The organism is Streptomyces sp. NPDC006552 (assembly GCF_040611655.1).
In the GTDB taxonomy this organism is placed as follows: domain Bacteria; phylum Actinomycetota; class Actinomycetes; order Streptomycetales; family Streptomycetaceae; genus Streptomyces.
Genome location: NZ_JBEXOS010000002.1, coordinates 151311 through 177469 on the forward strand (window position 1 = coordinate 151311; position 26159 = coordinate 177469).

Consider the following 26159-nt stretch of genomic DNA (forward strand, 5'->3'; position numbering starts at 1 on the left):
GAGGGGGACCCGGGGGTGTCATGTACCCGGGCAGGTGATCGTGGCGAGTTCGTGACCTTGTGCGCGGCGCGGTGATGCCGGGTCAGATGACGTTGCGCGCCACGGTCCACACGGCGGCGACGCCCAGCAGGGCCACCTGGAGGCGGACGCTCACCACCGGCCGCCACCGCCGTCCGCGCAGCCCCGCGTAGAGCCAGCGCCCCAGCAGGTACAGGACGAACGGGGACGCGGCCAGCAGCAGGCCGTTGTCGTGCCAGGCCGTGCCGAGCCGGCCGTGCAGCACGTCGTACGCCATGCGGGTGCCGCCGCAGCCGGGGCAGAGCAGCCCGGTGAGCGCGCGGAACGGGCAGCCGGGCAGCCAGTGCCCCGGCTCGTGCGGGTCGGTGCCGTAGAGGTACGCGGCCCCGGCGGCCCCGGCGGCGAACACCGCGAGGGGCGCCGCGGCCGGGGCGCGGGGCGAGCGGCGCGAGGGGGTGGCCACTAGGAGCGCAGGATGCGGCCCTGCGCGTCGGTCGTGTTGCTGCCGGCGAGCATGACGATGCCGTCGATGAAGCCCCACATGCCGCCGATGCCGCAGGTCAGCACGCCGACGAGCAGCTGTCCGACGGCCAGGCCGGTGTGGCCGGTGTAGAAGCGGCCGACACCGAACGTGCCGAGGAATATGCCGAGCAGGCCCGCCGTCATCTTCGACTTGTCCGAGTACGGCCGCCCGTACGGGTCGTAGCCGTACGGCGCCATCGGGTCGTAGGGCGCGGGCATGCCGGGCTGCGGCTGGGGCGGGTAGCCGCCCCCGGCCGGGGCGGAGCCCGGGTAGGGGTAGCCGTAGGTGGGCTGGCCGCCCTGCGGCGGCTGGCCCGGTGCCGCGCCGTATCCGGGCTGCCCGCCCTGCTGCGGGTAGCCGTACGGGCCGGCTCCCGGCGGGTCCTGCGGGGGCTGCTGGCCGTAGGGATTGCTGTCGGACATCGGGATGCTCCTGGGTCGGGATGCCGGTGGGGACGGACCGGGGCTTCCCTCGGGCTCCCCCAGCCATCCGCCATCTTGTCAGGAGCGGATAAGGGCTGGGGAGTGAGGGAGCACGATAGGAGCGCAATAGGGACGCTCGTGACGAGAGTGTGGCACCGCGCGCCACGCACCGTGATCTCCCGGCTACACGGAGGCGAAGGGTCCGCTCCCCGGTCCGCGGGCAGGATCAAGAAGAGTCGGGTTACCGTTCCGAGTGGCTGCTGCGTGCTTTTCCCGTTTGACACACCGGCGGGAGGTAGCGTCACACTCCGCAGCAGTGCCGCGACCACCGACGGGACACCCGTCGCCGACACGGCCCCGACCACCCCCGATGACCGACGGGACACCGTCACCGCACGGCCCCGACCGCCGACCGGAGAGAAGAGCGAAGTTGTCCCCGACCAGCGAGACCGCACAGGGCGGCCGCCGACTCGTCATCGTCGAGTCGCCCGCCAAGGCGAAGACGATCAAGGGCTATCTCGGCCCTGGGTACGTCGTCGAAGCGAGCGTCGGGCACATCCGCGACCTCCCCAACGGCGCCGCGGAGGTGCCCGACAAGTACACGGGTGAGGTGCGCCGCCTCGGCGTGGACGTAGACAACGACTTCGAGCCGGTCTACGTCGTCAACGCCGACAAGAAGGCACAGGTCAAGAAGCTCAAGGACCTGCTGAAGGACTCCGACGAACTCTTCCTCGCCACCGATGAGGACCGCGAGGGCGAGGCCATCGCGTGGCACCTCCTCGAAGTCCTGAAGCCCAAGGTCCCCGTCCACCGGATGGTCTTCCACGAGATCACCAAGGACGCGATCCGCGCCGCCGTCGCCAACCCGCGCGAGCTGAACAAGCGGATGGTCGACGCCCAGGAGACCCGCCGCATCCTCGACCGCCTCTACGGCTACGAGGTCTCGCCGGTCCTGTGGAAGAAGGTCATGCCGCGCCTGTCGGCCGGGCGCGTGCAGTCCGTGGCGACCCGGCTCGTCGTCGAGCGCGAGCGCGAGCGGATCGCCTTCCGCTCCGCCGAGTACTGGGACCTGACCGGCACCTTCGCGACCGGCCGGGCCGGCGACCCGTCCGACCCCTCGGCGCTGGTCGCACGGCTCAGCGCGGTCGACGGCAAGCGCATCGCCCAGGGCCGCGACTTCGACTCGCTCGGCCAGATCAAGGGCGGGAACTCGGCGAACACCCTCCACCTGGACGAGGCGAACGCCCGTGCGCTCGCCGCCGCCCTCCAGGACACCTCGTTCGCTGTCCGCTCGGTGGAGTCCAAGCCCTACCGCCGCTCGCCGTACGCGCCCTTCCGGACGACGACGTTGCAGCAGGAGGCCTCGCGCAAGCTCGGCTTCGGCGCGAAGGCGACCATGCAGGTGGCGCAGAAGCTGTACGAGAACGGCTTCATCACCTACATGCGTACGGACTCCACGACGCTCTCGGACACGGCCGTCACGGCGGCCCGCGCCCAGGTCACGCAGTTGTACGGCGGCGACTACCTGCCGGACAAGCCGCGCACGTACGCCGGCAAGGTGAAGAACGCGCAGGAGGCGCACGAGGCGATCCGCCCCTCCGGCGACCGCTTCCGCACGCCCGCCGAGACGGGACTCTCCGGCGACCAGTTCAAGCTGTACGAGCTGATCTGGAAGCGCACCGTCGCCTCCCAGATGAAGGACGCCGTCGGCAACTCGGTCACCGTGAAGATCGCCGGCCGCTCCAGCGACGGCCGCGACGCCGAGTTCAGCGCGTCCGGCAAGACCATCACCTTCCACGGCTTCCTCAAGGCCTACGTCGAGGGCGCCGACGACCCGAACGCGGAGCTGGACGACCGCGAGCGGCGCCTGCCGCAGGTCACCGAGGGCGACCCGCTGACCGCCGAGGAGCTGACGGTCGACGGCCACGCGACCAAGCCGCCGGCCCGCTACACCGAGGCCTCGCTCGTCAAGGAGCTGGAAGAGCGCGAGATCGGCCGCCCGTCGACGTACGCGTCGATCATCGGCACGATCCTCGACCGCGGCTACGTCTTCAAGAAGGGGACCGCGCTGGTCCCCTCCTTCTTGTCCTTCGCCGTCGTGAACCTGCTGGAGAAGCACTTCGGCCGGCTCGTCGACTACGACTTCACCGCCAAGATGGAGGACGACCTCGACCGCATCGCGCGCGGCGAGGCGCAGGCCGTGCCGTGGCTGCGCCGCTTCTACTTCGGCGAGGGCGACGGCTCCGGCTCGGCCGCGGAGGCGGGCAACGGCGACGGCGACCACCTCGGCGGCCTCAAGGAGCTGGTGACCGACCTGGGCGCGATCGACGCCCGCGAGGTCTCGTCCTTCCCCGTCGGCAACGACATCGTGCTGCGGGTCGGGCGCTACGGCCCCTACGTAGAGCGCGGCGAGCGCGACTCCGAGAACCACCAGCGCGCGGACGTCCCCGAGGACCTCGCCCCCGACGAGCTCTCCGTGGAGTACGCCGAGGAGCTGCTCGCCAAGCCGAGCGGCGACTTCGAGCTGGGCACGGACCCGGCCAGCGGCCACCAGATCGTCGCCAAGGACGGGCGCTACGGGCCCTACGTCACCGAGGTGCTCCCCGAGGGCACCCCGAAGACCGGCAAGAACGCGGTGAAGCCGCGGACCGCCTCGCTCTTCAAGACGATGACGCTCGACACGGTGACGCTGGAAGACGCCCTGAAGCTGATGTCGCTGCCGCGCGTGGTGGGCACCGACGCGGAGGGCGTGGAGATCACCGCGCAGAACGGGCGGTACGGCCCGTACCTGAAGAAGGGCACGGACTCCCGCTCGCTGCAGAGCGAGGACCAGCTCTTCACGATCACCCTCGAAGAGGCGCTGGCGATCTACGCGCAGCCCAAGCAGCGCGGGCGCGCGGCCGCCAAGCCGCCGCTCAAGGAGCTCGGCGAGGACCCGGTCAGCGGCAAGCCGGTCGTCGTGAAGGACGGCCGCTTCGGCGCGTACGTCACCGATGGCGAGACCAACGCCACACTGCGCTCCGACGACTCCGTGGAGGAGATCACCCCCGAGCGCGGCTACGAGCTGCTCGCGGAGAAGCGGGCGAAGGGGCCCGCCAAGAAGACCGCGAAGAAGGCCGCCAAGAAGGCACCGGCCAAGAAGGCCCCCGCGAAGAAGGCGGTCGCCAAGAAGACCGCTGCCAAGACGACGACCGCCAAGAAGGCGGCGGCCAAGACGACCGCGGCCACGAAGGCGGCTCCGGCCGAGTAGCGGGCAGCGCGTCCGCCCGCGGGCGGTTCGCGGCATATGTGGACGGGACGCCTCCGGGTCCGGTGACCTGGAGGCGTCCGTTTGTTCGGGTGCGCCTCCGGAGTGTCGGTCCCTCCCGATAGGCTGGACGAATGACCCGTGCCGAGCAGCCAACGGCCCCCCACGAGGCCCCAGACGACGCCCTGGTAGCGGACTCCCGGGAGCGCGCCGTGCGCGCTCTCCTGCGGGTACCCGAGTTGAAGCGACTGTGGTCCGCGCAGCTCGTCGGCGGGGTCGGTGATGTACTCGGGCTGCTTGTGCTCGTGGTGCTCGCGCTCCAGGCGGCGATCGCCCAAGGGACGTTCGGCGGCGGATACCGGGGCGTGGCCCTCGCCGTCGCCGCGGTCTTCGGGGCGCGCATCCTGTCGACCCTGCTGTTCGGCGCCGTCCTGCTGGGACCGCTGACCTCGCTCACCACCCCCGGCGGACCCCTCGACCGGCGCTGGACCATGGTCGGCGCCGACGGACTGCGCGCCGCCCTGCTGATCGTCGCGCCCCTGTGGATCGACTGGACCCCGGACAACGCACCGGCGCTGCTCCTCGTCACCGCGTTCGTCGCCGGTGTCGCCGAGCGGTTCTGGACCGTCGCCAAGGAGAGCGCGGCGCCCGCGCTGCTGCCCGCGCCGCCCCTGGAGGGCGCGGCCGTGCGGCCGCTGCCCGACCACATGGACGCGCTGCGCCGGCTCTCCCTGCGCACCGGCTTCGTGGCGATCCCGCTGGCCGCCGCCGTCCTCGTCCTCGTGACGCTGGTGCAGAACCTGCTGGGCGCCGGCCTCGACTGGTTCGCCCAGCACCAGGTCGCGCTCTCGTCGTACGTGGGCGCGGGCCTCTTCGCCGCCTCGCTCTCCGTCGTCTTCTTCCTCGAACTGCCCGGCGCGCAGACGCCCCGCGCGCGCTCGCCGCTGGAAGGACTGCGCCGCCCGCGCACCGGCAACGGCGTCGACAAGGGCCGTACGGGCGCGATCCCGCTGCTCGTCCTGGCCTGCGCCGCCGTCGCCGGGGCGATCGCCGCCGCCGTCGCCGTCTCCGTGCTGCACGCCAAGGACCTGGGCGGCGGCCCGGTGACGTTCGGGCTGCTCGTCCTCGGCCTGACCGGCGGCACCGTCGTCGGCATCCGCACCGCGCCGACCGTGCTGCCCGCGCTGTCCCGGCGCCGGCTGCTCGCGCTCGTCCTCGCCCTCACCGGCATCGCGCTGCTCGCCGCCGGGCTCGTCCCGGACGTGACGACCGTGCTCCTCATGGTGAGCCTCGCCGGTGTCACCGCGGGCATCGCCGCCAACACCGGGCACACGCTGCTCGACCAGGAGAGCGAGGAGTACCGGCGGGCCCGGGTCACCGAGCACCTCCAGGCCGTCGTCCGCGTCAGCGTCGCGCTCGGCGCCGTGCTCGCGCCGGTGCTCGCCGGGCTCATCGGGCCGCACCGCCTGGAGAACGGCAAGTTCGTCTTCGCCCACGGCGGCGCCGCGTTCACGCTGATGCTGGTGGGCGCCCTGCTGCTGCCCGTCGCCGCGCTGGTCCTCGCCAAGGCCGACGACCGCAGCGGCGTCCCCCTGCGGCACGACCTGAGGGACGCGCTGCTCGGGGGGAACGACCCGGCGCAGGCCCCGGCCGCCACCGGATACTTCATCGCCCTGGAAGGCGGCGACGGCGCCGGCAAGTCGACGCAGGCCGAGGCCCTCGCCGAATGGATCCGCGCCAAGGGCCACGAGGTCGTGCTCACCCGCGAACCCGGCGCGACACCCGTCGGCAAGCGGCTGCGCTCGATCCTCCTCGACGTCTCGTCCGCCGGCCTCTCGCACCGCGCCGAGGCACTGCTGTACGCCGCCGACCGCGCCGAGCACGTCGACACGGTCGTGCGGCCCGCGCTGGAGCGCGGCGCCGTCGTCATCTCCGACCGGTACATCGACTCGTCCGTCGCCTACCAGGGCGCGGGCCGCGACCTGTCCCCGACCGAGGTCGCCCGCATCAACCGCTGGGCCACCGGCGGGCTCGTACCGCACCTGACGGTGCTGCTCGACGTGGACCCCGAGGCCGCGCGCGAGCGGTTCACCGAGGCACCGGACCGGCTCGAGTCGGAGCCGGCGGAGTTCCACGCGCGCGTGCGCGCCGGTTTCCTGACGCTGGCCGCCGGCGACGCGGGCCGCTACCTCGTCGTCGACGCGGGCCAGGAGCCGGAGGCCGTGACGACGGTGGTCCGCCACCGTCTCGACCAGCTCCTGCCGCTCTCGGAAGCCGAGATCGAGGCGCGGGAAGAGGCCCGCAGGGCCGCCGAGGAAGAGGCTCGGCGCAAGGCCGAGGAAGAGGCCGCGCGTAAGGCGGAGGAGGAGCGGATCGAGCGCGAGCGCCAGGAGCAGCTCGCCAAACTCCGCGCCGAGGAGGAGGAGCGCAAGCGCCGCGAGCTGGAGGAGGCGCAGCGCATCGAGGCCGAGCGGCAGGCGGAGGAGGCCCGGCAGCGCGCCGAGGAGTCCCGCAAGAAGGCCGAGGCCGAGCAGGCCCGCCTCCTCGCCGAGGAGAAGGCCCGCGCCGCCGAGCAGGAACGGCTGCGCAAGCGGGCCGAGGAGGAGGCGCGACTGCGGGCCGAGGCCGAGGAGCGGCGCCTGGAGAAGCAGCGCAAGGCCGAGGAGGCGTTGCTGCGCGCGGAGGAGGCCCGACGCCTCGCGGCGCAGGCGGCCCAGGCCGCGCAGGAGGCCCGGGCGAGTACGACGGTGAACCGGTCCGCGCCCGCCGCGCCGGCGCATCCCCGCAAGCCGGAGGCGCCTTCATCGACGCCCGCCGCGACCCCGGACCGGCCCGCGCCCTCCGCGCCGCCCGTGCCGCCCGTGCCGGACAACGAGACGACGGTGCAGACGCCGATCGTGCGGCCGCAGGCGCCGTCCGCGGCCGAGGAGACGGCGGTGCTGCCGCCCGTCCGGGACGCGGCCCCGGAGCCTGCCCGGGAGGCGGAGGAGACGGCGCAGCTGCCCCGGCTCTCCGCCGGCCCCGCCGACGAGACGGCCGTCCTGCCGCAGGTCTCCGAGGGGGCCGGGGACCGGGTGCCGCAGGGTTACTTCCGGGACGAGCACCCCGCGCACGAGGCACCGCCGGAGAGCGCCGCCGACCGTACGGCGGAGCTGCCGCAACTCGACGAGGAGGGCCGGCCGCGCCGCCGCCCCCGCCCGGACTGGGCGGAGGAGACCCCGCTGGACGACCTGCCGACGCTGGCGGACGAGTTGCTGGGCGACCAGGACGATGAGCACGCCGAGGGTGATGACGGGGGCGCCACGGGCGGGGGCCGCAAGAACCGGCGCCGCCGGTAGACGGGGCGTCGCTCGGTGGGGTGGAGTGAGGCGGGGCGCGCGGCTGGTCCCGGGCCGGCGCAGGTCGGCCTGGCTTAGCTCCGCCCGGCTGGGTCCGGGTGGCTCGGGGCAGCAGTTTCAGCTCTGCCCGCTGGGTGCGGGGCGGCTCAGGTCGGCTATAGCTTTGCTTGGCTGGGCCCGGGGCGGCCGCAGCCCCGACTCCACCCCGGCCCACAGTGTCACCGCCCAGCCGGTACCGGGCGCCCGCCCGAACCCGCGTCCCCGGTTTGCGGGCAGAACCCGTGCGGTCATCCGCGGAGCCAACCGGCGTGGCCCGTCTTGTCAGTGGCGCCCGGCACAATGGCGGAAGCACGAGGAAGGGCGGTGTCCCCATGGCCGTATGGGACGACCTGGTCGGTCAGGAGCGCGTGGTCGCGGAGTTGAGCGCGGCGGCGCGGGACGCGGACGCCCAGGTGACCGCGGCCGGGTCCGGGGCCGCGCCGCCCGCCGCGTCGAAGATGACGCACGCCTGGCTGTTCACCGGGCCGCCCGGCGCGGGCCGGGTCACCGCCGCGCGGGCCTTCGCCGCGGCACTGCAGTGCGTGTCGCCGGACCGGGCGCTCGGCGGCGCCCCCGGCTGCGGGTTCTGCGACGGCTGCCACACCGCCCTGCTCGGCACGCACGCCGACGTCTCGGCGGTGGCCGCGGTCGGCACGCAGATCCTGGCCGAGGACATGCGCGACACCGTCCGCAAGTCGTACACGTCACCGGCGACGGGCCGCTGGCAGGTGATCCTCGTCGAGGACGCGGAGCGGCTGAACGAGAAATCGGCGAACGCCGTGCTGAAGGCCGTAGAGGAGCCCGCTCCCCGCACGGTGTGGCTGCTCTGCGCGCCCTCGGTGGAGGACGTGCTGCCCACGATCCGCTCCCGCTGCCGGCTGCTGACTCTGAGCACGCCCGCCGTGGACGCGGTCGCCGACATGCTCGTACGGCGCGACGGCATCGAGCCGGACGTCGCCGCGACCGCCGCCCGCGCCACCCAGGGCCACATCGACCGGGCCCGCCGCCTGGCCACGGACCCGCGCGCGCGGGAGCGCAGAGCAGCCGTGCTGAAGGTGCCGCTGCGCGTCGCGGATGTCGGCGGCTGCCTCAAGGCGGCGCAGGAGCTGGTCGACGCGGCGGCGGAGGACTCCAAGCAGCTCGCCGAGGAGGTCGACACCAAGGAGACCGACGAGCTGAAGGCGGCGCTCGGCGCGGGGCCCGGCGGCCGGATGCCGCGCGGTACGGCCGGGGTCATGAAGGACCTGGAGGACAAGCAGAAGCGGCGCCGGACGCGTTCGCAGCGCGACTCGCTCGACCTGGCGCTCACCGAGCTGACCGGGGTCTACCGGGACGTGCTGGCGCTCCAGCTCGGCTCACGGGTGGCGCTGGCCAACACCGACATCCAGGACACGCTGGAGCGGCTGGCGCGGGACACGTCGCCGGAGTCCACGCTGAGACGGATCGAGGCGATCGGGACGTGCCGGGTCGCCCTGGACCGCAATGTCGCGCCGCTGCTCGCGGTGGAGGCGATGACGTTGGCGCTGCGGGCGGGGTAGGCCGGGCGGGCGCCTCTCGCCCATCGGTACTGAAAGTGACCAACTCCGCGCGGAGCGTTACGCTCACTCGATGGACTTCAGGCGCCACCCCTCCACCGTTCGTCGCCGTACCGCCCTGCTCGCCGCCGCCACCGGACTGCTCGTGGCCGGCATGTCGGCCTGCTCACAGGGGAGTTCGGGCTCCACGGACGTCGCGCTCGCCGCGCTGCCCAGCTCCGACCAGACGCGGCTGAGCGCCTACTACGACCAGAGCCCCAAGTGGCGCGCGTGCGGCACGTCCGGCTTCGAATGCGCCACGCTCAAGGCGCCGCTCGACTACGACAAGCCGTCCGCGGGCGACATCGACCTCGCGGTCTCCCGGAAGAAGGCCACCGGGCCGGGCAAGCGCCTCGGCTCGCTCCTGGTCAACCCGGGCGGCCCCGGCGGCTCCGCGGTCGGCTACCTCCAGGCGTACGCGGGCATCGGCTACCCCAAGAAGGTCCGCGCCCGCTACGACATGGTCGCCGTCGACCCGCGCGGCGTCGCCCGCAGCGCACCCGTCACCTGTCTCGACGGCAAGCGGATGGACACGTACACACAGACCGACGTCACCCCGGACGACGCCCGGGAGCAGCAGCAGCTCTCCACCGCGTTCGAGCAGTTCGCGTCCGGCTGCCAGACGGGCGACCGGGTCTCCAAGCGGGTGCTGCCGCACGTCTCCACCGTCGAGGCGGCCCGCGACATGGACCTGGTACGCGCCGCGGTCGGCGACGAGAAGCTGAACTACGTCGGTGCCTCCTACGGCACGTTCCTGGGCGCCACGTACGCCGGTCTGTACCCGGAGCGGGTGGGGCGGCTCGTGCTCGACGGGGCGATGGACCCCTCGCTGCCGGCCCGGGAGATGAACCGGCAGCAGACCGCCGGGTTCGAGACGGCGTTCACGTCCTTCGCGAAGGACTGCGCGTCCCGGGCCGGGTGCCCGCTCGGGACGGGCACCCCGACGCGGCAGGGGCAACGCCTGAAGGCCTTCTTCGACGAGCTGGACCGGACCCCCATCGCCACCGGCGACCCCGACGGCCGCAAGCTGGTCGAGTCCCTCGCGACGACCGGTGTGATCGCGGCGATGTACGACGAAGGGGCCTGGCCGCAACTGCGCGAGGCCCTCACCGCGGCGATGACCAAGAAGGACGGGGCGGGGTTGCTGGCCCTCTCCGACAGCTACTACGAGCGCGACCCCGACGGCACGTACACCAACCTGATGGCCGCCAACGCCGCCGTGAACTGCCTCGACCAGCCGCCCTCCTTCTCCTCCACCAAGGAGGTCGAGGAGGCGCTGCCCGCGTTCGAGAAGGCGTCCCCGGTCTTCGGCGCGGGGCTCGCCTGGTCCGCCCTGAACTGCGCGTCCTGGCCGGTCAAGGCCACGGGGGAGGCCCACCGCATCACGGCCGACGGCGCCGCCCCCATCCTGGTGGTCGGCACCCTGCGCGACCCGGCCACCCCCTACCCCTGGGCCAAGGCCCTGGCCGCCCAGCTCTCCTCCGGCCGCCTCCTGACCTACGACGGCGACGGCCACACGGCGTACGGCCGCGGCAGCGACTGCATCGACGGGGCGATCGACACGTACCTGCTGACGGGCACCCCGCCGAAGGACGGAAAGCGCTGCTCGTAAGGGGTGAGCGGACGCCGGCCGACCGGTGCCCCGCAGTTGCCCCCGGTGATCACCGGGGGCGAAAACCCCGGGCGGAGCACCCCGGCGGACCGTGTAGGATTGGCGACGTTGCTGACGCACTCCGGTGCGCGCGGCGGCGCCGCCTTAGCTCAGATGGCCAGAGCAACGCACTCGTAATGCGTAGGTCTCGGGTTCGAATCCCGAAGGCGGCTCTGTGGAAGCCCCAGAACTCACTCGCCGTGATCTGGGGCTTTTGCTTTTGCCGGATACGACGGCGCCGTCACGCGAGGGCCGCGCGTCGGGCCTCCGTCTCAGTTCCAGCCTCGGTCGCGGGCTCACAGGGTAGCGCCGGGCAGGCAGGAAGGCGTCTCCCCTACGCCGCAGGGCGTCCTTGGAGAGATGCGAGCGGCCCTTGACGCAGGGGCGCGTCTATCGGATTTGCGTGTGCCGCAGGATCTCCATGATGGTCGGCCAATGCGCGAGGCGCCCCGAACGGAGAACTCGGGGCGTGGGCCTCCTAGGCGGGACTTCGGGGCCCTTCTGGGAAATCCACTACATCCTCTACAGCCCTACATCGCAGATCGGCGGGGTATGGGCCTCGACACTTCACACAGCGGCCCCGGTGAGCCAACATCGGCCGCTGAAGGACACGGCGGCAGCCAGTGGAAACTCGGCGGCGGCACCTTCCTCATCCCCAGTGACGAGGTCTTCGCCGCGAACCAGATCAACACGCGCCCACGGGACTGGAAGGGCACAGCCACAGTGAGCACTGGAACCGGGCACGACCGCGTTGAAGAATCAGACACTGGTCGTGGTCGGCCGAGGTGGCGACGTCACGGCACCCAACTGAACACCGCGGCCGGGGACCGTACTGCCGCGTGCCGGCCCGCATCCGACCCGCTTCAAGCACCCCTAGGGGCCCATGCTCCGTGCACTACGCTCCGCCACCCGTCGGCCACGAGCGAGCGGCGCTCCCATGGCACGTGCACTTACCGGACTTCTCCTCAGCGGATGTGGCATGACTGACAGCGACGACATGACCATGTCGCCGAGCGGTGACGCCAACACGTCGGACGCCTCCGCTAACTAAAGTTCCTGACTCCGGCACCGCCACCACGGACGAGGCGCTTACCGCGGTGAAGGATGTGCCCCGCCAGCTCTACGACTTCGCGGGTGTGCCCGGCAAAGCCTCCGAGCCCGGTCCTGGCGTCAAAGAGCGCGAAGGCAAGGAGCCCGGCTGGCCGCATCACAGCGGTCCACGCCGCCAGCTGGTCGGAAACGTACGCGTATGACGCGGCGGGTAACCAGGCTTCGGCCACCTGGCCCGCGACCCGCCCCGGCCACGAGGCCACCGGCGAGCGCGCTTATTCGGGCACCCGCATCACCCGCGCCGGCGGCGTCCGTTACGAACACGATGCGCTCGGCCGAACCATCCTGCGTCAGAAGACGCGGCTGTCCCGTAAGCCGGACACTTGGCGCTACGCATGGGACGCGGAAGATCGTCTTACCCAGGTGACGACGCCCGACGGCACGGTGTGGCGCTACTGCTACGACCCGCTGGGACGCCGCACGGCCAAGCTACGCATGGAGGCGGACGGCGCGACGGTCGCCGAGCGGGTCACGTTCACCTGGGACGGCACGATCCTGTGCGAACAGACCACGCACGCCAGTGAGTTGCCGAATCCGGTCACCCTCACCTGGGACCACCAGAACCTCCAACCGATCGCCCAGACCGAACGCATCACATCTACGGCTTCGGGCACATCGCAGGAGGAGATCGACTCCCGGTTCTTCGCGATTGTCACGGATCTGGTCGGCACTCCGCGCGAACTCGTGGGGGAGGACGGTGAGATCGCGTGGCGTACGCGCAGCACCCTCTGGGGAACCACCACCTGGAACGTTGACGCTTCCACATACACGCCTCTCCGCTTCCCGGGTCAGTACTACGACCCGGAATCCGGACTCCATCACAACTACTTCCGTTACTACGACCCAGAAACATCCCGCTATCTCTCGTCTGATCCCCTCGGCCTCGCCCCGGCGCCCAATCCGGCAACCTACGTACACAACCCGACCACATGGGCGGACCCGCTCGGGCTCTATCCTCGCTGCCTCAACCAGACCGGCAAGGAAGGAAAGACCGCCGATGAGGACTACATTTCCGGATCTGCGGAAGGTCAGAAGCTCGCTGACCGGCTACGCGGAGAGTCCGCTAACTCCCTCTTCAACGAGAACGGCTGGCTCACTCCCGAAGTGATAGCGGAGTCCCGTCGCGTCATCCCCGGCGACAGGCTCGGGAATCAGGTAGTCCGCGATCTCATGGTGCAGGACGGCAGTAAGCTGAGTGACTGGGGCAAAGTACACGACGCGGACCCATCAGTCGCCGTACGGGGACTTCCAGGTGCATTACTACTACAACCCCGAGACGGGTAGAGTGCTGAATTATGATTACAAGGTGATCATGAACAGAAGGCCCCAGAATTAGCCACACATAGAAGGTCGTGATTGAGCTGCGCGCGCGATTCGTCAACCCTGAGAGCGCGGACAAGGGCATGCTGCAAGGTGCCGGATCGCTCAAAGAGGGGCTGGAATATGTCGTCCTTGAGGTTTTCATTCCTGAGGGGAAGAGTCCGCTCTTCAGGGTCGAATTCATCGACGGAGAAGACTCCGCCTTGTTCGACAGCAGGCTGTTCGCTGTCACGTCGCATGAAATCCCGCCGAGCTGGAAGTACTTCCAGCTTGAGACTGGCTCTGTTTCCCTGTGTCCTGACGCGTGGAATCAGGTCGGTTTCTGGGAAGAGTTCTACGATCGCAAGCGCGCCGCGTGCGAGATTTACGAGGTTGAGCGGCGTCGGATCCTCGCTCACTCGGCACCGCCTACTGCCTCCTGAGCCGGGGGGTGCCGCTATGTCCTTCGTCAAGCGAGTTGAGGCTCCTCGGCTCGTAGGGGTTCCGTCGCGGAGCATGGCGAACAGGACGCTGATGCGGTGGCGGGCGAGGCGGAGGAGGGCCTGGGTGTGGGTTTTGCCGCGGGCTCGGCAGCGGTCGTAGTAGGTGCGGGAGGCGGGATCGTGCAGGGCTGCGAACGCGGAGAGGAACATCGCTCGTTTCAGCTGCCGGTTGCCGCCTCTGGGGGCGTGCTCGCCGTGGATCGAGGTGCCGGACTGCCGGGTTGCCGGGGCGAGGCCGGCGTAGGAGGCCAGGTGAGCTGCGGTGGGAAAGCTGCTGCCGTCGCCGACGGTGGTCAGGAGGACTGCGGCGGTCCTGACGCCGATGCCGGGCATCAAGGTCAGGACCTGGGAAAGAGGGTGGGCCCCCAGCAGTGCCTCGATCCGGCTTTCCAGGGCCCGGCGTTGTTCGTGAACGGCGGCCGGCGACTTCGCCGGCGACGGGTCGACCACGTCGAGGGTGCCGGTGCCCGGGACCACGACGGTCTGCTCGTCGAGTGCGGTGAAGATGCCGTCGACCAGCCGCTCGGCCATGCGCGGTGCCCGGGGCCGGACGACCTCGACCAGCTTGCGGCGGCCCGCTTTGCGGAGTGCTTGCGGGGATCCGTAGCGCTCGAGGAGCCAGGTCACTGCCGGATGATCCAGGCGCGGCCAAGGACGCGCTCCAGGCTGGGGTGGAACTGGGTGAGCAGGCCGCGGATGCGGTTGGAGGTGCGGTTGGCCTCGCCTGCGAGGTCCTGGTCGAAGCCGACCAGCATGGTCAGCTCCGCGGTGACCTCATCGGTCAGGTCAAGGGTGCGCAGGGTGTGGGGCATGGTGCGGGCAGCGTCCGCTATGACCACGGCGTCCTTCGCGTCGGTCTTGGGCTCGCCGGGGTAGAGGTCGGCGATCCGTCGCACCGCCAGTCCGGGCAGGTAGGCGACCTGGCAGCCGGCGTCCCGGGCGACGGTCAGTGGGAGGGCGCCGATGGAGGCGGGCTGGTCCACAACCACCAGGACGGTGCCGAACTTGGCCGTGAGCTTGTCGAAGACAGCCCGCAGCTTCGGTTCGCTGTTCGGCAGCTGCTTGTCGAACACCTTCTTCCCGGCCGGGGTCAGGCCGTGGCCGTGATGTGTCTGCTTGCCGACGTCCAGGCCAGGAAGACGTCCACCCCGTTGATGCTGATCACCGTGCCCCCACATGCGTCGATGCGTGCCGGCCTCAAGGTCGGGAGCCGTTCTCCCGCATCCACGTTATACAGACCTGCCGCCCGCAAGCGGCCTGGCATTGCGCCAGGCCGGGCGGTGGTCGGACCTCTGATCAGCGTCTCCGACGGCACCCCTCAGACCCGGTGACACCACCCCCCAGGTCATCCCATCGACAGGGGCAACAGTCATGCCGGGCCCGGAGGCCAGCGGCCCTCTTGCAGGACCGCGAAAGAGATAACGGGGCAACTGATGGGGTCTGGTGGCGCGATGAGCGCATCACGGATGGCTGTGGCTGCCGTCGAGCAGGCGCTGGTCGGTGTCGCGGAAGAGCTGCAGCGTCACGCGGACGGGCAGGGGGAAGTGAGCAGTGTTCCGCGCCTCTCCACCAGGGAGTGTCATGTCTCTGTTCCGTCGTTCAGCCCGGTCCCGAGGCTGGTCAGCCCGGGTGCCGGCGAGGTCGAAGGCGGCGGAATTGCGTGAGCGCTGCGTGAGCGGACTGGGTGGCACAGGGGTGGACCAGCTGTCACGACGATCACGGCTGCGAGGCCCTGATCAGCGAAAACGGGATTTCCTGGCATCTCGCAACATCATCCGGGATGATCTTGCAGGCCCTCGTAATGCGTAGGTCTCGGGTTCGAATCCCGAAGGCGGCTCGGATCAACCCCAGGACTCACTCGCCGTGACCTGGGGTTTTTTCATGCCCGGGTAGGGCGGGCGGTGAGCGACGCACCATGGGCGTGGTGCCGTGCGGAGCCGTGACGGCAGCGGTCGTCGCGACTCAGCCCTCTCGCGCGGCTCACCTACCCCATCAAGCCAATCCGTCTGTGCGACCTGGCCACCCGGCTCCTCCGTGGCACCGAGCCCACCAGCCCAGATCCTCGAAGCCTCTCGTGCGTCGAGCGACAGGTTTGAGCCGAGGCACGTTTCGCCGGTGTGTTTCTTCCGGTCTCTCCCCGCGTAGGTACGGATACTCAGGTCCGGTTGAGCGATCGCGCGGACGTCACGCAGCGCACCCGCCCGATAACGTCCGTTGCAGCAACCTCACAGAGCACGGCGGGAGTTGGTGGAGTTCGCCTGGGTGACGTGCCCGGGCTACGGGGGAGGGGCCGCGCATGGCGTGGTACGAGTGGGAACAGCTCAAAGCCGATGCTGCCGCACGCGGCGGCCCGGCCCATATGCGGATCGACCACGTCGCGGACGACGGGGGGTCCGGGCCGGCCCAGAGCGGTGTCACCGGCGGGCTCAAGTCGACGAAGGCTGCGTGGAACAAGGCGGGCGAGGGCGTCGGCAGTTTGCGGGACGGCATCGGCAAGGCGCTGACCAAGTTGTCGGAGGGGCAGAAGGGGCTCGGCGACGGTGCCGGGTGCCTGACCGCCGGCGTCCAGCAGGACGTGTACAGCTCCTGGGCTCGCTATGTGAAGTCCGTCGACGAACGCTGCGGCAGCATCGAAGAGGTACTTGAGCAGGTCGGCCATGACCTGGTTCTTACAGATGAAGGGGTCCGTGCAGCGTTCGGCAACATCGACGTCGCCTACACGGACACTCCCGCCGTCGGCGGCCAGGATTCGGTTCGGTGACGGGCTGACATGGACCTCGCCACGCTCAAGAAGCTGAAGCCGGCCGAGTACGAGCAGGCTGCCGACGGCTATCGCGCGGTCGGCGACATGGCATGCGCGGCCAAGGACGAGATCGACAATGTGGTCGCAGCCGGGATGCGCAAAGCCCTCAAGGGACAGGCCCTCGACGCCGCACTCAGGGAGCTGAAACAGCTCTCGGCCAACTTCCACTACACGCAGATCGAATGCGGATTGGTCAGCACGGCGCTGAACGGCTTCGCCCATGACATGGACGCGGCGAAGAAGAAGCTCCAGTCGGCTTTGGATGACGCGGAATCCCGGAAACTCACGGTCAACGCGGACGGCAGCGTCACCTACCCGGAAGGGCAGCCGAGGAACGGAGTGGAACTGCCGCCCAAGGGCGGCACGGTCAGCGGTGCCACGGACCCCACCACCCAGGCCATGGGCCGTCAGGAGTGCGGCGCGTGTCCGCCACACCCGCCCCTGGCCACGGCGTCCGCCAGTAGGACCCGCTCTGCGCCGTACTCCGTGGGCCCCGGGCGAGGCTCGGCGGCACCCGGCACTATTGCGAGTGGTCCTCGTCTTCCCGCGTTGCGATCGGCAAGGCGTGGGTGTGAGGATGCTCGGCATGTCAGGGGGTGGGGGGAGCAGCGGGGCACCGGAGCCGATTCGCCGTTCCGTGTTCGACACGTACGCGGAGAAGACTCCGCCCGCCGCAGGCAGGACGCGCCCTGGAGCGGTGCACAGCGACGGAATGCCGGGCACCACGCCATTGGGACGGACCGCCTCACAGGAGCCTGGTGAGCCGCCGGAGGCGCGAAGTGCGGCCGGGCCGTCCGGTGTCGGACCAGCCGCTGAAGACCTCGGCGTGGCGTCGAGGCGACGGGAGTTCGCAGAACTGCTCGGTGAGTTCCGGCGCACGGCGGTACTGGTACCGCTCGGCGGAGAGCCGGGTTCCGACGGTGCGCAGGGCTGGCTGACGGCCGACCTCAACGGGATCCGTTTCATCCTGGCTTTCTCGGACAAGTACGCGCTGGCCAGGTACGCACGGGCGCGCGGCGAATCAGGCCGTGAATGGGTGTACCAGACCGTGCTCGGCGCGAAGTTGCTGGATGTGGCGGTGCCGGCGGCCGGCGTGCCGTGTGGCATCGCGTTGGACTGTGCGGACGCCCCGGACGGAGGGATGGTCTTCCCGCCTGTGAAGGGCATCGTGCCGGACGAGGCCGCCGTGGACCTTTACGGCGAGGAGAAGCAGGCGTGACCGACGGGGGCGGCAAGGGTGCGAAGGATCTTCAGGCCGAGGGCCTGGACCTGGTCGCGAGAGGGCTGACCGAAGCGCTGGGAGAGCTGAAGGAACTCGGGATGGTCGGCGAGGCCGGGGCCGGACGTGGCTTCGGCGATATCGCGCTGTCGGGGCTCGAGTTGGGACATGAGGGCGTGACGGACAAGCTCCAGTCGTTCTGTGAGCGGTGGGAGTGGGGTGTGCGCTCGCTGATCCATGAGGGGAACACGTTCGCGGAGGGCGTCGGGCTGTCGGCGGGCACCTACTACGAGACCGACCACTACGTGGAGGGCGCCCTGAAGATCGGCCTGAACTCCGCGATCGGCAACCCTTACGCCACCGAGGACGAGGTCACGCGGCAGGGCTGGGGAGACATCACCACCTCCGGGGTGCTCGGTGGGCCGGACTACAGCGGGGAGTCCTGGGAACGGGCCCACGAGAACGTCAAGCAGGGATACAAGGACGCGGGCCGCGACATCATGACCTCCCGCACCGCGTTGTACGGCCTGAACCCGCAGAACCTGCACGATGAGGCCGGGATGTCGGACACCGAGTACGACCAGTGGCTCGACGACCGCTTCGGGCCCTCCCCCGAAGCCCGTGCCAAGGCCGCCGAACAACAGCAGGGCGGTCGGACCGGGGGCGAGCAGTAGTGGGCCTCATCGGCGACCTCAAGGACGGTCTCAACGACGGCCTGAAGGCCGGCGGGGAGCTGATCGACTCGGGAAAGAGGAAGCTCGGCGAGGTCGTCGACTACGGCAGCGACAAGCTCGGCGACGGCTTGGACCACGTCGGTCTGGACAAGGCCGGCGACTGGGTCCACGAGGGCGGTGACTACGTCGCGGCGGGTCTGGGCGCGACCCCGACCGAACAGGGCCTGGGCCACACGGACGACCCCACGGAACTCGTCCATGGCAAGCCTGGCGCGATCCGGGAAGCGGCCAAGCACCTCAAGGACTTCTCCACCGCCTTCGACAAGGTCGGCCGGGGCATGCGGAAGGTCGACGCCTCGGGGTGGAAGGGCGAGGCCAGTGACGTCTTCCACCGCAAGATCAGCACCCATCCCGCCAAGTGGGCCCAGGCGGCCGACGCGTGCGAGGACGCGGCGAAGGCGCTGGACTCCTACGCCGACTCCGTCAAGTGGGCACAGGACAAGGCGCAGGACGCGATCGACGCGTACAACCGCGGCAAGCGCACCAGTGCGGCGTCCGCCGCGGCGTACAACAAGAAGATCGACGCCTACAACGTCAAAGCCCTCTCCGGCGAGGACCCCGGCCCCGAGCCGGAGCCCTGGAAGGACCCGGGTGAGGCGGAGCGCGCGAAGGCCGCGCACATCTTGGAGGATGCCCGCCGCGCGCGTGACGAAGCCGGCGCCCGTGCCGAGGCGGCCGTGGCGGCCGCCCTGACGCATGCGCCGGCCGAGCCACCGCCCCTGACCCAGCTGAGCAACACACTCGGCGACGCCAGTACGGCGCTCGACGTCGAGGCCACGCACCTCCTCGGCGGTGTGATCAAGGGCAGCGCGGGCCTGGTCAACTTCGCCCGGGGCCTCAACCCCAGCGATCCCTACAACCTCACGCATCCGGCCGCGTACTACCAGAGCCTCAACATGACGCTCACCGGCCTGGTCTCCACCGGTACGCACCCCGAGCGCATCGTCAGCGCGGCTGTCGAGGGACTCAAGAACGACCGGTCGGAGTTTGTCGGGCGACTCCTGCCGGAGTTGCTCGGCACCAAGGGTGCGGGGTTCGCCAAGAGCGGTGTGCGGCTCGCCATGAGGGAGGGCACGGAGGCGGCCGCGACCAGTGCGGCGAGCAGGGGGCTACGGGCGGCGGACGACTTCGGCGGCGCGCGCGGAGGTCTGAGTGCGACGCACGACATCGGCGGCGCACCGCATCTGCCGGACTCTTGGAAGCTGGACGAGGGTGCTGCGGCACATGTCGACGACGGTCTCCAGTCCACCTCGAAGCTCACAAGAGAGGAATTCGCCGATCTCAGCGTCGAGCAGAAGCATGCTGTCGCGTCTGCTGAAATGCGGGACGGCGTACGTACCTTCGCTGACGACGCGGAGGCGATTTCCTACGGCAGGGATTACTGGAACGACCACGCCGCCAACCTTCCGCAGGCCGAAAGGGACGCACTCTACGATTACTCGCGAGAAGGTGGCGCCCCCGTCACCTACAAGGAGATGAACGGGTACCTCCGGGGCAACGCCGATCTGGGTACACCCGACGTCCTGCACCACATCGAGCACGCCGACAAGGGGCTGGCCGGCCGGCCCCTGCCGGAGGACGTCACAGTGGTGCGGGGGCAAGGGGTGGACTATCTAGGCTTCAGCCGCCCCGAGCAGATGGTCGGGAAGGAAATCACCGAGCCGGGTTACTTTTCGTCTTCACTTGGCGACAACGGGGCCGTGGGGGGCTTCGCCAATGAGAAGGCCATCGTGCACCTTCGCGTCCCTGAGGGGCATCCGGCCATCTGGATGGAGAACGTAAGCCACTTCGGCATGGGTGAGCGGGAACTTCTCCTCGGGCGCGACACCACGTACCGGGTGACCCGGGCCTTCCAGGACAACGGGCAATGGCACATCTACGGCGAAGTCCTGCCCGGCAAGTAAGAAGAGGAAGACACGTATGAGTTCCGATCACGGCGGTGCCGAACCGCGCTTCGTCAAGCGCACGACCAACCCCCGCCTGCACGAAGACGACGGCGCGGGGCAGATCGTCTCCGGGGGGCCACCACGTTACAAGTTCAGGACCAGCGGTCGCGTCGAGTACGTGGCCGTGGCCGACGACCAGGACGACCTTGTCGGCTACTTGTGGTTCAACGACGAGGACGACGCCGCCGACTGGGAACCACTCAAGTCGGGTGGCTCGCGCGCCAGTAGCCTTGGCGAAGCATGGACTGTGCGACTTGAGGCGGGCAAGGCACGTGGCCTCACGCCCTCTCAAGCGGTGACCGAACTGATCGAGCAGTGGCCTTCCGCCCGTTCCACCCACATCGTCACGGGCTCCCTCGGGGAAGCGCCGAGTCTGACGGCGCTGAAGCAACTCGCCGGCCACCCCGCCCATGAGCGCGTATGGAAGTCCACTCCCGGCTCCCTCTTCGGCCTCGCCATCGGGGACGCCATGGGCTACCCCACCGAGTTCCTGAACATGGCCCAGATCACCGCCAAGTTCGGTCCGTGGGAGCGCATGGGTCTGCCGCTGTCCGCGGGTGACGTGGTCCGGGTGACCGACGACACCCAGATGGCATTGGCTGTGGGAGAGGCGCTGGTGGAGGCGAGTGCCGGTGAGCCGGGAGTCCGCCGGGCCCGTGGCGCGGGCGCGGCAACCGCCCTCACCCCCGCCACGGTCGAAGCCGCCCTGCGCAAGCACTTCGTGCGCTGGCTGCACGACCCCGACAACAACAGGGCCCCCGGCCAGACATGCCTGCGTGCGTGCGCGGCGCTAGAACGCGGCATCCGCTGGCAGGACGCCACGGTCCTGGGCTCCAAGGGGTGCGGCGCCAATATGCGCGTCACCCCGGTCGCCCTCGTCCCCGGTCTGTCCCCCGAACAGCGGGCGGGCATCGCACAGTTGCAGGCCGCGCTCACCCACGGCCACCCCACGGCCCTCGCGGCGAGCGACCTGACAGCGCACGCCACCTGGCTGCTCGCGCACGGCTGTGCACTCGGTGACCTGCTGCCCCGGCTGCGGGCCTACGCACAGGAGTCCCGGCACACGTACCACGCGGAGTGGCTGGGCGACCTGGCCGCCAAGGCGGGTGCCCCGGACGCGCGGGCCTTCATCGCCCTGGGCTGGGACGAGTGCCTGCGTGCTCTCGACACCGCCGCTGCCGCCCTCCGCGCGAAGGACGTGAGCCGCGATCCGTCGGAGGCGGTCGGCGCCGGGTGGATCGCCGAGGAGGCCCTCGCCACCGCCCTGTACTGCCTCCTCGTCGTCGGCGGTGACCCGCGCGGGGCGGTGGCGCGCGCCGCGCACTCCTCCGGTGACTCGGACTCGATCGCCGCGCTGGCGGGCGCGTTCGCCGGTGCCGCTCGCGGACTCGTGTACTGGCCGCCGGAGTGGCGCGCGGCCCTGGAGTACGAGGGCCGCATCAGCGCGCTGGCCGCCGTCTGGGACGACGCGGGCTGACCTGCGGGGAGGGGAGAGAACGGAGCATTATGAGGAGTCCCGGCCCGCAGGGTCCGGCGCAGCGCGCGACCGCGTGGCTCGGCGAGGTCTATGGCGGGCTGGCCGAACTCGCCGCGCCGCGCCCGGTGGCCGAGACGGAGACCGCGTGGCTGATGGCCTGCCGCACGGTCGCCCAGCCGGGGTTCCCGCGCACGCCGATGCTCGCGGCTTCCGTCGTGGTGCCCAGGATCGGCGGCTACCCGCACCACCCCGCGTCGTCCGATCCGCTGGCGGACCTGCGCGCCGTGCCTCCGACGGAGTCCGCTCTGCGGGTCACCGAGCAGAGTCGCAGGATCAACGCCCGAGGGGGCGTCGCCGCCCTGCACTCCATGATCGAGGGCCGGCCGTCGGTCGCGGTGCCCTGGCAGCCGGCACACGAGGCCCCTGGCTGGTGGGCCAGGCTGCACCGGCGTTACTTCCCGCGCTTCGCTCACGTGCCCGTGCGGGACTGGGACGACGTGGTCCGGGCTCAGCGGGATCCGGGTCCGGGCACCCGCGGAGTGCTCTGGATCCGCCGCGCGATCGGCGGTCACGACGTGACGGGCCACCTGCTCTACGCCCACAACGACCGCGGACACGTGGTCTTCCTCGACGGGCTCACGGGATCGCTCGCCCGGCTCGACACCGAGTGGGTGCGTGAGGTGGTCCTGATCCGGGCGCTGCCCGATGCCCCAACCGTCGGGTGAGGTGCCTGGGGCGTCTGCCCGTCACGTTTTTCCGTGCGCCGTGAAACACCGCCGAGGCACGGACCGGGCATCTGTACCGGTCCGGATCTCTGCTGACCAGCGGGGGCACGTATCTCGCCGAGGATCTGGTGCAGGAGACCCTGGGCCGGATGTACGTGGTCCGGGCCCGGCCCGCGGTACGGCTCGGCAATCCGGCGGCGTACGCGCGCCACCGTCCGCGCCCGAGACGCAAGGGGCGCAGACGCTGAAGACGCTCACCTTGCTGCTGCCCTCCCGGGTCCGGGTCACCGGCAAGGGCGGGCAGGAGGACGGGCAGGCGTATGTGGTCGTCGACGACGGCAAGGGCGCGACCTTCGTGCAGATCAATGTGCAGTCCGGGATGGGTGGTGTGGCCGGTGACCTGTTCGGCGCCGATGCCGAGACCCTGCCGAACGGCACGCTGGTGGCGACGCACAAGGGAGCCGGTGACGACAAGGGCGGCTCCGGCCTCGTCATGGGGACCGTCGACTCCCTGGTCCCGGGTGGTGGTCTCCGCGTTCAACTCCGGGTCGCAGCACACCGACGCGACCCGCCCCGAACCGGCCCTGACCATGGCCGAGTTGCGCAAGATCGTGCTGTCGGCGGCCTGGCGCACCCGCTGACCGCCGGGCCGCGGGCCACGTGCGCTCACTTCGCCTCGGCGTAGCACTCCACCACGGCCACCGTGAACGGGAACCGCACCGGCGTCGCGCCGAACGTCAGCCGGCCGGCCCGCTCCGCGGCCTCCCGGATCGCCTCGGTCACCCGGGGCGCCTCGTCCTCGGGGCAGTGCACGATCACCTCGTCGTGCTGGAAGAAGACCAGCTCGGCCGCCGTCCCCGCCAGGGTCTGCCGCAGCGCGGCCAGCATCAGCAGGGCCCAGTCGGCGGCGCTGCCCTGCACGACGAAGTTACGGGTGAAGCGGCCGCGGGCGCGGGAGTTCGAGGACGCGTAGCCGTATCCGGACCCCGGCGCCGGGGTGCCGCCGGGGTCCGGGTCGCCGGACGCCTCCTGCGGCAGGCCCGCCTCCTCGGCCTCGGCCGCGCCCGCCGCGGGCGGGCAGGTGCGGCCCAGCCAGGTGCGCACGAGCCGGCCCTCCTCGCCGGCCCGGGCGGCCTCGTCGACGTACGCGACCGCCTTCGGGAAGCGGCGGCGCAGCAGCGCGAGGTTCTTCAGGCCGTCGCCGGACGTCTGCCCGTATATGGCGCCGAGCACCGCCAGCTTGGCCTGGCCGCGGTCGCCGGAGAACGCGCGGTCCGAGACCGACTGGTACAGGTCGCCCTCCTGGCCCGCCACCTCCATGAACGCCGGGTCCCGCGAGATCGCCGCGAGTACCCGCGGCTCCATCTGCGCGGCGTCGGCCACCACGAGCCGCCAGCCGGGGTCGGCGACGACCGCGCGGCGGATGATCTTCGGGATCTGCAGCGCCCCGCCGCCGTTCGTCGTCCAGCGGCCCGAGACCGAGCCGCCCGGCAGGTACTCGGGCCGGAACCGCCCGTCCCGTACCCAGTCCTGCAGCCACGACCAGCCGTGCGCGGTGTAGATCCGGTACAGCTTCTTGTACTCCAGCAGCGGCCGCACCGCCGGGTGGTCGAGCGCGCCGATCTCCCAGCGCCGGGTCGAGGTGATCTTGAAGCCGGCCTCCGCGAACGCCTTCACCACGTCCGCGGGCAGTTCGGGCCGCACGCGCCGGCCGAACGCCGCGGAGACCTCGTCCGCCAGCTCCGCGAGCCGGCGCGGCTCACCGCCGCCCCCGTACCGCTCGCCGAGCAGTTCGTGCAGCAGGTCCCGGTGCACGTCGGCGCGCCAGGGCACCCCGGCCGCGTGCATCTCGGCGGCCACCAGCATGCCCGCCGACTCCGACGCGGTGAGCAGCCGCATCCGCTCCGGCAGCGCCGTCGCCGCGTGTCTGCGCTGCTGGCCGGCGTAGACCTCGACGAGGTCGCCGAGCGGGACGTCGACCGGCGGGCGCGGCTCGAACAGCGGCGACTGGGAGCCGGGCGCGGCGACGCGTGGCGGCGGGTCCGGCGGGACCGGCAGCCCGCGGAGTCGGGCCAGGGCCGCGGCGGCGGAGCGGGGCTCGCCGTGCCGCCCCTCGTGGGCGAGCAGGAGATTCTCGGCCGCCTCGATGTCGTAACAGCGCTCGACCGCGACCCCGGCGGCGAGCAGCCGCGGGTACACCGCGTGCGTCTCCCGCCACACCCACCGGGCCACGCCGGGCCGGCTCCGCACGGCCTCCACCAGGTCGTCCTCCCTGGCCACCGGCCCCGCGGGCAGCCCGTCCGGGCCCAGCGGCACGAGCTCGGCGCCGCCGTGCTCGGTGGGGGCGAGTGCCCAGCGATCGTTCACACGGCCGAGTCTCACACCTGCCACTGACATTTCGGTGCGCCAACATTTCGGCCAGATCGCGGCGGAGGCCCCCGGCAGGCCACCGCCGCTGTTTGACTCCGCCGTAGAGCGCCACAGAGATCCCCACGGGGGCCGTTGAGCGCCCCAGAGAGCCGGTGCCGGTACGGCCCAGCGATCCGTACCGGCGCCGCACCGCCGCACCGCCGCAACGTGGAGGAAGAACGTCTTGCGCATCAGCCGCCGCACCCTGCTGACCACCGGTACCGCCCTGGGCGCGACCGCCGTCATCGGCGCCGGTCCCGCAGCCGCGCGCACCGGCGGCGAGGTCGGCCGCCGGCTCGCCGCCCTGGAGCGCGAGCACGGCGCCCGCCTCGGCGTCTTCGCCCAGAACCTGCGCACCGGAGCCGTGCACACGCACCGCGCGGACGAACGCTTCCCGCTGTGCTCCACGTTCAAGACCCTCGCGGTCGCCGCGGTCCTGCGCGACCTCGACCACGACGGTACGTACCTGGAGCGCCGCGTCCGCTACACGCAGGCCGACATCGACCGGGCCGGGGGCGCCCCCGTCACGGGGCGGCCGGAGAACCTCGCGCACGGCATGACCGTCGCCGGGCTCTGCGGCGCCGCGATCTCCTACAGCGACAACACCGCCGCCAACCTCCTCCTGGACCGGCTCGGCGGCCCCAGCGCCGTCACCCGCTTCGCCCGCTCGGCCGGGGACCGGGTGACCCGGCTCGACCGGTGGGAGCCCGAGCTGAACTCGGCCGAGCCGCGGCGGCGCACCGACACCACCACGCCGCGCGCCATCGGGTCGACGTACGCGCGGCTCGTCCTCGGCCGGGTCCTCGACCGCGGCGACCGGGCCCGCCTCGCGGGATGGCTGCTGGCCAACACCACCAGCGACAAGCGGTTCCGTGCGGGGCTGCCCGACGGCTGGGTGCTCGCCGACAAGACCGGGACGGGTTCGTACGGCACGGCGAACGACGTCGGCATCGCCTGGACCCCGTCCGGCACCCCCGTCGTCCTGTCCGTGCTCACCACGGAGCCCGCGCGGGACGCCGTGGCCGACGACGCGCTGGTGGCGCGGGCCGCCGAACTGATCGCCGCCGCGTAGAAGTCCCCGTGCGGGGACCCGTCCCGGGCCGCGTCGTCCCTGCTGCGACC

General features: G+C 71.3%; 17 protein-coding genes, 1 tRNA gene and 3 pseudogenes. 16 read left to right on the forward strand and 5 right to left on the reverse strand.

The window, feature by feature from the left end; all coding sequences use genetic code 11:
* Positions 1 to 82 precede the first annotated feature (82 nt).
* Together ABZY33_RS01965 and ABZY33_RS01970 are read right to left on the reverse strand one after the other, a co-directional pair.
* Positions 83 to 481 (reverse strand): DUF2752 domain-containing protein, encoded by a 399-nt coding sequence (locus ABZY33_RS01965; protein ID WP_356489478.1) that lies wholly within the window; start codon positions 479 to 481, stop codon positions 83 to 85.
* Positions 481 to 963, reverse strand: a complete 483-nt coding sequence (locus ABZY33_RS01970) for an NINE protein (RefSeq protein WP_356489479.1) — start codon at positions 961 to 963, stop codon at positions 481 to 483. The genes ABZY33_RS01965 and ABZY33_RS01970 overlap by 1 nt, the downstream gene beginning before the upstream one ends.
* A 430-nt stretch (positions 964 to 1393) precedes the next feature.
* Here ABZY33_RS01970 and topA point away from each other — a divergent pair, with 430 nt between their 5' ends.
* The 6 genes and pseudogenes from topA to ABZY33_RS02000 form a co-directional block, all read left to right on the forward strand.
* Positions 1394 to 4213, forward strand: coding sequence for a type I DNA topoisomerase (gene topA / locus ABZY33_RS01975; protein WP_356489480.1), 2820 nt, complete (start codon positions 1394 to 1396; stop codon positions 4211 to 4213).
* Between the two features lie 131 nt (positions 4214 to 4344).
* Positions 4345 to 7548: a dTMP kinase gene (tmk, locus tag ABZY33_RS01980; RefSeq protein WP_356489481.1), complete on the forward strand. Its 3204-nt coding sequence runs from the start codon at positions 4345 to 4347 to the stop codon at positions 7546 to 7548.
* A gap of 371 nt (positions 7549 to 7919) precedes the next feature.
* The gene (locus tag ABZY33_RS01985) at positions 7920 to 9125 is read left to right on the forward strand and encodes a DNA polymerase III subunit delta' (RefSeq protein WP_356489482.1); all 1206 of its coding nucleotides are present in this window, start codon (positions 7920 to 7922) and stop codon (positions 9123 to 9125) included.
* Positions 9126 to 9195: 70 nt separating this feature from the next.
* The gene (locus ABZY33_RS01990) at positions 9196 to 10773 is read left to right on the forward strand and encodes an alpha/beta hydrolase (RefSeq protein WP_356489483.1); all 1578 of its coding nucleotides are present in this window, start codon (positions 9196 to 9198) and stop codon (positions 10771 to 10773) included.
* 138 nt (positions 10774 to 10911) lie between these two features.
* Positions 10912 to 10985 (forward strand) — tRNA-Thr (locus ABZY33_RS01995).
* Positions 10986 to 12012: 1027 nt separating this feature from the next.
* Positions 12013 to 12879 (forward strand): annotated as a pseudogene (locus ABZY33_RS02000) (RHS repeat-associated core domain-containing protein); the annotation flags it as partial.
* An 842-nt stretch (positions 12880 to 13721) separates the two neighbouring features.
* Here the strand turns inward: ABZY33_RS02000 and ABZY33_RS02005 are convergent.
* Positions 13722 to 14889: pseudogene (locus ABZY33_RS02005) on the reverse strand (IS110 family transposase); the annotation flags it as partial.
* A gap of 295 nt (positions 14890 to 15184) precedes the next feature.
* Positions 15185 to 15307: a hypothetical protein gene (locus tag ABZY33_RS02010; RefSeq protein ID WP_356489484.1), complete on the reverse strand. Its 123-nt coding sequence runs from the start codon at positions 15305 to 15307 to the stop codon at positions 15185 to 15187.
* A gap of 713 nt (positions 15308 to 16020) precedes the next feature.
* On the opposite strand from ABZY33_RS02010, the gene ABZY33_RS02015 reads away from it, so the two are divergent.
* The 9 genes and pseudogenes from ABZY33_RS02015 (at position 16021) to ABZY33_RS02055 (ending at position 23313) form a co-directional block, all read left to right on the forward strand.
* Entirely contained in the window at positions 16021 to 16485 is a 465-nt protein-coding gene (locus tag ABZY33_RS02015) for a hypothetical protein (RefSeq protein ID WP_356489485.1), read from the forward strand.
* A 9-nt stretch (positions 16486 to 16494) separates the two neighbouring features.
* Positions 16495 to 17289, forward strand: a complete 795-nt coding sequence (locus ABZY33_RS02020; protein WP_356489486.1) for a hypothetical protein — start codon at positions 16495 to 16497, stop codon at positions 17287 to 17289.
* Entirely contained in the window at positions 17240 to 17746 is a 507-nt protein-coding gene (locus ABZY33_RS02025) for a hypothetical protein (RefSeq protein WP_356489487.1), read from the forward strand. The genes ABZY33_RS02020 and ABZY33_RS02025 overlap by 50 nt, the downstream gene beginning before the upstream one ends.
* Positions 17743 to 18420 (forward strand): hypothetical protein, encoded by a 678-nt coding sequence (locus ABZY33_RS02030; RefSeq protein ID WP_356489488.1) that lies wholly within the window; start codon positions 17743 to 17745, stop codon positions 18418 to 18420. The genes ABZY33_RS02025 and ABZY33_RS02030 overlap by 4 nt, the downstream gene beginning before the upstream one ends.
* Complete coding sequence (locus tag ABZY33_RS02035; protein WP_356489489.1) at positions 18420 to 20384, forward strand: putative T7SS-secreted protein; 1965 nt, start codon at positions 18420 to 18422, stop codon at positions 20382 to 20384. The genes ABZY33_RS02030 and ABZY33_RS02035 overlap by 1 nt, the downstream gene beginning before the upstream one ends.
* A gap of 424 nt (positions 20385 to 20808) precedes the next feature.
* Positions 20809 to 21903: an ADP-ribosylglycohydrolase family protein gene (locus tag ABZY33_RS02040; RefSeq protein ID WP_356489571.1), complete on the forward strand. Its 1095-nt coding sequence runs from the start codon at positions 20809 to 20811 to the stop codon at positions 21901 to 21903.
* A gap of 29 nt (positions 21904 to 21932) precedes the next feature.
* Positions 21933 to 22628 (forward strand): toxin glutamine deamidase domain-containing protein, encoded by a 696-nt coding sequence (locus ABZY33_RS02045; protein WP_356489490.1) that lies wholly within the window; start codon positions 21933 to 21935, stop codon positions 22626 to 22628.
* 71 nt (positions 22629 to 22699) lie between these two features.
* Positions 22700 to 22837: pseudogene (locus tag ABZY33_RS02050) on the forward strand (SigE family RNA polymerase sigma factor); the annotation flags it as partial.
* A 50-nt stretch (positions 22838 to 22887) separates the two neighbouring features.
* Entirely contained in the window at positions 22888 to 23313 is a 426-nt protein-coding gene (locus tag ABZY33_RS02055; RefSeq protein ID WP_356489491.1) for a hypothetical protein, read from the forward strand.
* Here the strand turns inward: ABZY33_RS02055 and ABZY33_RS02060 are convergent.
* Positions 23295 to 24995, reverse strand: a complete 1701-nt coding sequence (locus tag ABZY33_RS02060) for a bifunctional 3'-5' exonuclease/DNA polymerase (protein ID WP_356489492.1) — start codon at positions 24993 to 24995, stop codon at positions 23295 to 23297. The two genes, ABZY33_RS02055 and ABZY33_RS02060, sit on opposite strands and share 19 nt — an antisense overlap.
* A gap of 226 nt (positions 24996 to 25221) precedes the next feature.
* Here ABZY33_RS02060 and bla point away from each other — a divergent pair, with 226 nt between their 5' ends.
* Positions 25222 to 26109, forward strand: a complete 888-nt coding sequence (gene bla, locus ABZY33_RS02065) for a class A beta-lactamase (protein WP_356489493.1) — start codon at positions 25222 to 25224, stop codon at positions 26107 to 26109.
* The last annotated feature ends 50 nt before the right edge of the window (positions 26110 to 26159 follow it).